The sequence below is a fragment of the Kitasatospora sp. NPDC002040 genome (genome assembly GCF_040296785.1).
Taxonomy (GTDB): domain Bacteria; phylum Actinomycetota; class Actinomycetes; order Streptomycetales; family Streptomycetaceae; genus Kitasatospora.
Map to the genome: position 1 here is coordinate 1 of NZ_JBEOXV010000036.1, position 8,257 is coordinate 8,257.

Below are 8,257 nucleotides of genomic sequence, written 5' to 3' on the forward strand. Positions count from 1 at the left end.
TGGCGTTGACTTTTGGCACGCTGTTGAGTTCTCAAGGAACGGACACTTCCTTCGAGCCGCTTATCAGGCGGACCCTCCGGGCGCTTCGTTCGTTCCACCAGCTTAGCAGATCCGTTTACCTCGTTTTAACCGAAGTTTTGCGGACTCGACATCTGGTGTTCATCACCGTCTTGCGGCGACTCGACAAACCATAGCCCTTCCGCAGCGGAGTGCCTAATCGAGCCGCGCTGCCCCTCACCCGATCGGCCCTGGGTGTCGCCTTCACACCCCTCTATGCCGCCCGATCGGCGCGATCGTCGCAGCTCACCCGCATGGCGTAGAGTGCGGCGCGTCGACCAAGAGGACTAGACCACTCGTACCCCAACAAGCCCCTGCCAGCAGGGACTCGAACGGGGTGGGGCCGCAAACGTGCACCACCGGGGCCGGGCCGCCAGTCGGGACCCGCCCTGGGGAGCAGCTTGCGAAATGTCCGTAGTTGACATGATTTAGGCTTCAGCACGATCACACCGCCGCTGTCCGCGGCGGCACGCTGTGCTCCTTACCTGGGAGGCTCCACCATGACCACTGTGACCTCGCCGCTGGCTGGTCGCGCCGTCGGGCTCGCCAATGTGCCCGACCCTGTCTTCGCCGGCGCCATGGTGGGCCCCGGCACCGCCATCGACCCGGTGCGTGAGCCCACCGAGGCGGTGGCTCCGGTGGACGGCGTCGTCGTCTCCATGCACCCGCACGCCTTCGTGGTGGTGGACGCCGACGGCCACGGGGTGCTGACCCACCTGGGGATCGACACCGTTCAGCTCAACGGCGAGGGCTTCGAGCTGCTGGTGTCCAAGGGCGACACGGTCACCCGCGGTCAGGCCGTCATCCGGTGGAACCCGGCCGAGGTCGAGAAGGCCGGCAAGTCGCCGATCTCCCCGATCGTCGCGCTGGAGGCCTCGGCCGACTCGCTGTCCGGGGTCGTCGAGTCCGGTGAGGTCGCCGTCGACGGCGACCTCTTCATCTGGAACTGACGGACCGAGAAGAACGCACCGCGCCGTCCCGTGCCCTGCATCCGGGGACGGGACGGCTCGGCCAGTACCCCGGGTGAAAGGAACCCACAATGGAACAGGCGCTGCGAGGCGTAGGTGTCAGCCACGGTGTCGCGATCGGCCAGGTCCGGCACATGGGCACGGCCGTGCTGGAGCCCCCGGCCACCCAGATCCCCACCGAGGACGCGCCTCGCGAGCAGGCGCGCGCCCAGGCGGCCGTGGACGCCGTCGCGGCGGACCTGATCGCCCGCGGCAACCTGGCGGGCGGCGAGGCCCAGGCCGTGCTGGAGGCCCAGGCGCTGATGGCGCAGGACCCCGAGCTGATCGCCGACGTCAACCGCCGGATCGCCGTCGGGAGCAGCGCCGAGCGGGGCGTGTACGACGCCTTCGCGGCCTACCGGGCGCTGCTCGCCGCCGCCGGGGACTACCTGGCCGGGCGGGTCGCCGACCTGGACGACGTGCGGAACCGGATCGTGGCGCGCCTGCTCGGCGTGCCGATGCCCGGTGTGCCGGACAGCGACGAGCCGTACGTGCTCTTCGCCCGGGACCTGGCGCCGGCCGACACCGCGCTGCTGGACCCGACCCTGGTGCTCGGCTTCGTGACCGAGGAGGGCGGGCCGACCAGCCACAGCGCCATCCTGGCCCGGGCGATGGGTGTGCCCGCCGTGGTCGCGATGCCCGGTGCGACGGATCTGCCGGAGGGCGTGCTGGCGGCGGTCGACGGCTCGACCGGCGAGGTGCTGATCGACCCGTCCGAGGAGAAGCAGGCCGAGCTGCGCCGGGTCGCGGCGGAGCGGAAGGCCGCGCTCTCCGCTTCCTCCGGTCCGGGCCAGACCTCGGACGGCCACAAGGTGCCGCTGCTCGCCAACATCGGCGGCCCGGCGGATCTGCCCGCCGCGCTGGAGAACGGTGCCGAGGGCATCGGGCTGTTCCGGACCGAGTTCCTGTTCCTCGACGACTCGGCCAAGGCGCCGAGCGAGGAGAAGCAGGTCGAGGCGTACCGGAAGGTACTGGAGGCGTTCCCCGAGGGCCGGGTGGTGGTGCGGGCGCTGGACGCCGGTGCCGACAAGCCGCTGGACTTCCTCACCCCGGCGGACGAGCCCAACCCGGCGCTCGGTGTGCGCGGTCTGCGCACCCTGCTGGAGAACCCCGAGGTGATGCAGACCCAGCTGCGCGCGCTGGCCAAGGCCGCCGAGGGTCTGCCGGTGTACCTCGAGGTGATGGCCCCGATGGTGGCCGACCGGGTGGACGCCAAGGCCTTCGCGGATGCCTGCCGCGAGGCCGGGCTGAAGGCGAAGTTCGGTGCGATGGTCGAGATCCCCTCGGCCGCGCTGCGGGCCCGCTCGATCCTGAACGAGGTCGAGTTCCTGTCGCTCGGCACCAATGACCTGGCCCAGTACGCCTTCGCGGCGGACCGTCAGGTCGGCGCGCTGGCGCGGCTCCAGGACCCGTGGCAGCCCGCGCTGCTCGACCTGGTGGCGCTCTCGGCCGAGGCCGCGAAGTCGGTCGGCAAGAGCTGTGGCGTCTGCGGCGAGGCGGCCTCCGACCCGCTGCTGGCGTGTGTGCTGACCGGTCTCGGTGTGACCAGCCTGTCGATGGGCGCGGCGGCGATCCCGTACGTGCGCTCGACCCTGGCGAAGTACACCCTGGCGCAGTGCCGGCGGGCGGCGGACGCGGCGCGTGCCGCGGACACGGCCGACGAGGCCAGGGCCGCGGCCCAGCAGGTGCTCTCCGGCGAGTAGCAGCAGAGCGGAAGAAGGGGCGCCCACCGGTCGGTGGGCGCCCCTTCCGCATGGGTCAGGCGCGGCGGTCGCGGCCGAGCTGCTCGAAGAACCGCAGGTGGTCGAGGTTGTCGACCGAGCCGGGGTTGACGGCCTGCTCCAGCGGGGTGCCGGCCAGCAGGCGCTTGACCGGGACCTCGATCCGCTTGCCGGTGAGGGTGTGCGGCAGGCCGGTGACGGCGATGACCTCGTCGGGGACGTGACGGGGCGACAGCTCGGTCCGCAGCGAGGTGCGGATCCGGCCGATCAGGTCCTCGTCCAGGGCGGCGCCGGGGGCGAGCACGACGAACAGCGGCATCCAGTACCCGCCTTCGGCCTCCTCCAGGCCGATCACCAGCGACTCGGTGATCTCGGGGAGCCGCTCGACCACCTCGTAGATGTCCGAGGAGCCCATCCGGACGCCCTGCCGGTTGAGGGTGGAGTCGGAGCGGCCGTGGATGACCACGGTGCCGCGCGAGGTGACGGTGATCCAGTCGCCGTGCCGCCAGGTGCCGGGGTACATGTCGAAGTAGCTGTCGTGGTAGCGGCTGCCGTCCTTGTCGCCCCAGAAGCCGATCGGCATCGAGGGCAGCGGCCTGGTGACGACCAGTTCGCCGACCTGGTCGGTGAGCGGGTCGCCGTTGACGTCCCAGGCCTCGACGGCGGAGCCGAGGCAGGGGGCCTGGATCTCGCCGAGGTAGACGGGCAGGGTGGGGACGCCGCCGACGAAGCAGGAGCAGACGTCGGTGCCGCCGCTGACCGAGGCGAGCCAGACGTCCTGCTTGACCTCGTCGTAGATCCACTGGAAGCCGTCAGGGGGCAGCGGGGAGCCGGTGGTGCCGATGCAGCGGACGGCGGAGAGGTCGAGGTCGCGGCCGGGGTGCAGCTCGGCCTTGCGGCTGGCGATCACGTACGCGGCGGAGGTGCCCAGCACGTTGGCGCGGGTGCGGGCGGCGACGGACCAGAGGGCGCCGGTGTCGGGGTGGCCGGGGCTGCCGTCGTAGGTGACGATCGTGGACCCGACCAGCAGGCCGGCGATGAGGAAGTTCCACATCATCCAGCCGGTGGAGGTGTACCAGAAGAAGCGGTCGTCGGGGCCGAGGTCGAGGTGCAGGCCGGCCTGCTTGAGGTGTTCGACCAGGATGCCGCCCTGGCTCTGCACGATGGCCTTGGGCAGGCCGGTGGTGCCGGAGGAGTAGAGCACCCAGAGCGGGTGGTCGAACGGGACCGGCTCGAAGACCGGCTCCGTGTCGGAGGCGGTCAGGCCGGCCCAGGGCAGGGTGCCGGCGGGGGCCTCGGTGCCGAGCAGCGGGACGTGCACCACGGTCTGCAGGGACGGGAGTTCGCGGCGGAGCTCGGCCACCACCTCGCGGCGGTCGTGGTCCTTGCCGCCGTAGTGGTAACCGTCCACGGCGATCAGGGCGACGGGTTCGAGCTGCTGGAACCGGTCGAGCACGCTGCGGGCGCCGAAGTCGGGGGCGCAGCTGGTCCAGACGGCGCCGACGGCGGCGGTGGCGAGCAGGGCGACCACGGCCTCGGGGATGTTCGGCAGGTAGCCGGCCACCCGGTCGCCGGGGCGGATGCCCTGTTCGCGCAGGGCGGCGCTCAACGAGCCGACCTGGCGCCGGAGTTCGGCCCAGCTGAGGGCGGTGGGCTGCTCGGCGGTCTCGTCCAGGTGCAGGATCGCGGGCCGGTCGCGGTAGTCGTCGTCCTCGCCCCGGCGGAGGGCCTCGGCGGCGTAGTTGAGTCGGGAGCCGGGGAACCAGCGGGCGCCGGGCATCGACTGCTCGGTGAGCACGGCCTCGGGCTCGGTGGCGAACCGGACGTCGAACCACTCGGTGACGGCCCCCCAGAACCGGGGCAGGTCCTCGGTGGACCAGGCGTGCAGGGCGGCGTACCGGGCGGCGGCCTCGTCGTCGCTGCCGGTGGGCGCGAGCGGGGCCGCGGGGGCGCCGTGGTGCTCGGCGGCCCAGGCCTGGAAGGCGACGATCTGGGTGGCGGCGGCGCGAGCGGGGTCGGGCCGCCAGAGCGGCTGGTCCTGGGTTGGGGTGCTCACGGTGGTGGTCTCCCGGCCGGTCGGTGGGACGGGACCGGCTTGTGGCGGCCCGCCCCGGAGGAGCGTTGACGCTGCTGGACTCTGCCATGTGATCGTCCCGGACGCCAGGGTGGCCCGGGTCGGCCCGGTCGCGGGTGCGACCATCGGTGCCATGGCGATCGAGGTGGGGAAGCTGGTCGGGGTCGACGCGCTGGGGCCGGAGGCGGAAGCGGCCGGTCGGCGGTACATAGGGGCGGCGCGGTCCTGCGTGGCGCTGGCGGTGGTCCTGGTGCTGGTCGCCGACGCCCTGGTGTGGTGGCCGCCGGCCGATCCCCGGTCGCGCTGGGACGTGGTGCTGGTGGGCGGGCTGGCGCTGGCGGCGGCCGTGGCCTGGGTGCTGGTGCTCCGGTCGGCCCGGCAGCTGCTGCGCCGGTTCGCGGACGCGGGCACGCCGTTGGCGCGGGCCGGGGGGCTGGTGCCCGGGTACGCGCCGAACGGGAGTCGGAACGGGTGGCGCACGGCGCTCCGGCTGGCCGGTTGGCTGCTGGTCTCGTTCCAGCCCGCCGTGCTGGCGATGCTGTTGGTCCGTCCGGTGGCCGGGGACGGCGGGGCGCTGTTCTGCCTGCTGGTGACCGGGTTCGCGATGCTGCCCGGGGTGGTGATCAACGGTGTGATCGGCTGGTGCAGCCGGGACATCCCGGCGCGGGAGCAGCTGGCGCTGGCCTGGACGGTCCGCTCGGCCGCGCAGCGGGTGGGCGTGCTGGCCGTGCCGTTCCTGTTGGCGCTGCCGGCGCTGGTGACGGTGCCCCTGCCGACGGAGCCGCGGCTCACCGGCGGGATGGTGGTGGCCGTCTGCGGGGTGCTGCTGGGCGCGCTCTGGCTGCTGCTGGTCCCGGCGAGCCGCCAGGGGAATCACCTCCCCGTGTACTCCTACGGCGACTGACCCGGCGTCAGTCGAAGGCGCCCTTGAACCAGGCGTCGGCGACCTGGGTGTGCAGGGGGAAGGCGAGCGGGGTCGGGGCGGTGATCAACTGCCAGCCGTCGGTCTCCTCGGTCGGGACGGAGGGGGGCAGGGCGGCCAGCGGGCGGGGCGGGAAGAGGGCGAACAGCATCAGGAACATCCCCCGCTCGTCGCTGCCGGTGTCGGCGAGGCGGACCTCGGCCGGGTCGGCCTCGATGCCGGTCTCCTCGCGGAGCTCCCGGGCGGCGCCCTGCTGCCAGGTCTCGCCGAAGTCGATGTAACCACCGGGGAGGGCGAGCTCGCCGTAGCCGGGGTCGATGGTGCGGCGGATGACCAGCAGGCTGCGGGCGCCGTCCGGCACCTCGACCGGGAGCAGCGCGACGGCGACCGGCAGCGGGTTGCGGTAGCTGATCCCGCCGCAGCCGGGGCAGGTGCGCGGCCAGGCGGCGGCGGTCGGGTAGGGCGTGCCGCAGAAGTGGCAGTGCGAGTGGTGGCCGGTCATGACTGGATGGTAGTGGGAAGGGCTGACGGTGTGTCGGGGATGGTGGAGGTGGGTGCGATGAGGACCGGTACGTTCGCGGCGGCGCTGGCGGCCGGGCCGCTGGTCCTGGACGGGGGGCTGTCGAACCGGCTCGTGGACGCGGGGCACGACCTCTCGGACGACCTGTGGTCGGCCCGGCTGCTGGCGGACGAGCCGGCGGCGATCACCGAGGCGCACCGGGCGTACTTCGCGGCGGGTGCGCAGGTGGCGATCACCTCCAGCTACCAGGCGAGCTTCGAGGGTTTCGCGCGCCGGGGTGTGGACCGGGCGGGCGCGGTGCGGCTGCTGCGCCGCAGTGTGGAGCTGGCGCGGGCGGCGGGGCCGGGCTGGGTGGCGGCCTCGGTGGGGCCGTACGGGGCGGTGCTGGCGGACGGGTCGGAGTACCGGGGCCGGTACGGGCTGACCGAGGGTCAGCTGGTGGACTTCCACCGGCCCCGGATCGAGGCGCTGGCGGCGGCCGGTCCCGATGTGCTCGCGGTGGAGACGGTCCCGGACACGGACGAGGCGGCGGCGGTGCTGCGGGTACTGGACGGGATCGGGATCCCGGCCTGGGTGTCCTTCAGCATCGAGGGCGACCGGACCAGGGCGGGGCAGCCGATCGGCGAGGCGTTCGCGCTGGCGGCCGACGCGCCCGGAGTGCTGGCGGTCGGGGTGAACTGCTGCGCGCCCGAGGACGCCGACCCGGCGGTCGGGGTGGCGGCCCGGGCGGGCGGGAAGCCGGTGGTGGTGTACCCGAACAGCGGGGAGCGCTGGGAGGGGCGGGACTGGCGGGGCGAGCCGACCTTCCGGCCGGACCGGGTGGCGGGGTGGCTGGCCGACGGCGCGCGGCTGGTGGGCGGGTGCTGCCGGGTCGGTCCCGACCAGATCACGGCGCTCGCCGGGGTGGTCCGGGCGCACCGGAACTGACAGCCGCTGCCGCGAAAGGTGCACGCCCGGCCGTCGGCCTGGCAGACTCAGTGCGATACCACTGCGGTCGACAATGTCGACCGCCTGTCAGCGGAGGTACGCAATGCCCGGCCCGATCCAGTCGCTGTCCCGGGCTGCCTCGATCCTGCGGCTGCTGGCCGGCGGCGAGCGGCGGCTCGGTCTGTCCGAGGTGGCCACCTCGCTGGACCTGGCCAAGGGGACGGCACACGGCATCCTGCGCACGCTCCAGCAGGAGGGTTTCGTCGAGCAGGATCCGGAGAGCGGCAAGTACCAGCTGGGCGCGGAGCTGCTCCGGCTGGGTCAGAGCTACCTGGACGTGCACGAGCTGCGGGCCCGGGCGCTGGTGTGGGCGGACGACCTGGCCCGGGCCAGCGGGGAGACGGTCTACCTCGGGGTGCTGCACCAGCGCGGGGTGCTGATCGTCCACCACGTGTTCCGCCCGGACGACACCCGCCAGGTGCTGGAGGTCGGCTCGATGCAGCCGCTGCACTCCACCGCGCTGGGCAAGGTGCTGCTTGCGTACGACCCGGTGGCCCGCGGCGAGCTGGGCGAGGAGCCGCTGGAGTCGTACACCTCTCGGACGCTCACCGACCTGGCCTCGGTGGACGAGGAGTGCGGGCTGACCAGGGAGCGCGGCTGGGCCGACGCGGTCGAGGAGACCTGGGAGGGCGTGGCCTCGATCGGTGCGCTGATCCAGGACCGGCGGCGCAATCCGGTGGGTGCGGTCTGCATCAGCGGCGCGGTGGAGCGGGTCTGCGAGGACGGGTTCGTCCGGCCGTCGCTGGTGGCCTCGGTGCGCAGCGCGGCCCGGGCCATCTCCCGGGACCTGGGGGCCGGCCGGTTCTGACCGGCAGATTCTGACGCTTGGTGAGATTCCCGCAGGCGCGGGGGGGGGTGGGGCCCCCCCCCCCCCGGTGTTTTTTGAGGGTTATGGGGGATGAGGGGGGTTAATTGGGCGCCCCCGGGACCAAAAGGCGCGTGATTTGTGAAGGGGATGTGACCCCCCCG

Annotated in this window: 7 protein-coding genes; 5 read left to right on the forward strand and 2 right to left on the reverse strand. The window is 73.2% G+C overall.

Annotation, left to right across the window (positions count from 1 at the left end; translation table 11 throughout):
* The first annotated feature begins 557 nt into the window (after window positions 1–557).
* Window positions 558–1,007: a PTS sugar transporter subunit IIA gene (locus ABT118_RS32535; protein ID WP_350678453.1), complete on the forward strand. Its 450-nt coding sequence runs from the start codon at window positions 558–560 to the stop codon at window positions 1,005–1,007.
* 89 nt (window positions 1,008–1,096) lie between these two features.
* Window positions 1,097–2,767, forward strand: a complete 1,671-nt coding sequence (gene ptsP, locus ABT118_RS32540) for a phosphoenolpyruvate--protein phosphotransferase (RefSeq protein ID WP_350678458.1) — start codon at window positions 1,097–1,099, stop codon at window positions 2,765–2,767.
* Between the two features lie 55 nt (window positions 2,768–2,822).
* Here the strand turns inward: ptsP and ABT118_RS32545 are convergent, their stop codons facing one another.
* Window positions 2,823–4,841 (reverse strand): acetoacetate--CoA ligase, encoded by a 2,019-nt coding sequence (locus ABT118_RS32545; protein WP_350678464.1) that lies wholly within the window; start codon window positions 4,839–4,841, stop codon window positions 2,823–2,825.
* A gap of 88 nt (window positions 4,842–4,929) precedes the next feature.
* On the opposite strand from ABT118_RS32545, the gene ABT118_RS32550 reads away from it, so the two are divergent.
* Window positions 4,930–5,763 (forward strand): hypothetical protein, encoded by an 834-nt coding sequence (locus ABT118_RS32550; protein ID WP_350678468.1) that lies wholly within the window; start codon window positions 4,930–4,932, stop codon window positions 5,761–5,763.
* Window positions 5,764–5,770: 7 nt separating this feature from the next.
* Here the strand turns inward: ABT118_RS32550 and ABT118_RS32555 are convergent, their stop codons facing one another.
* Complete coding sequence (locus tag ABT118_RS32555) at window positions 5,771–6,283, reverse strand: NUDIX domain-containing protein (RefSeq protein WP_350678473.1); 513 nt, start codon at window positions 6,281–6,283, stop codon at window positions 5,771–5,773.
* A gap of 57 nt (window positions 6,284–6,340) precedes the next feature.
* Between ABT118_RS32555 and mmuM the strand changes: the two genes are divergently transcribed.
* Window positions 6,341–7,228: a homocysteine S-methyltransferase gene (gene mmuM, locus ABT118_RS32560; RefSeq protein ID WP_350678477.1), complete on the forward strand. Its 888-nt coding sequence runs from the start codon at window positions 6,341–6,343 to the stop codon at window positions 7,226–7,228.
* Between the two features lie 103 nt (window positions 7,229–7,331).
* Window positions 7,332–8,096, forward strand: a complete 765-nt coding sequence (locus ABT118_RS32565; protein WP_350678482.1) for an IclR family transcriptional regulator — start codon at window positions 7,332–7,334, stop codon at window positions 8,094–8,096.
* Window positions 8,097–8,257 lie beyond the last annotated feature (161 nt).

Bases quoted from the DNA above. Each gene is read 5' to 3' on its own strand.
- mmuM (WP_350678477.1), top strand. From the start codon at position 6,341: ATGAGGACCGGTACGTTCGCGGCGGCGCTGGCGGCCGGGCCGCTGGTC.
- ABT118_RS32535 (WP_350678453.1), top strand. From the start codon at position 558: ATGACCACTGTGACCTCGCCGCTGGCTGGTCGCGCCGTCGGGCTCGCC.
- ABT118_RS32565 (WP_350678482.1), top strand. From the start codon at position 7,332: ATGCCCGGCCCGATCCAGTCGCTGTCCCGGGCTGCCTCGATCCTGCGG.
- ptsP (WP_350678458.1), top strand. From the start codon at position 1,097: ATGGAACAGGCGCTGCGAGGCGTAGGTGTCAGCCACGGTGTCGCGATC.
- ABT118_RS32555 (WP_350678473.1), bottom strand. From the start codon at position 6,283: ATGACCGGCCACCACTCGCACTGCCACTTCTGCGGCACGCCCTACCCG.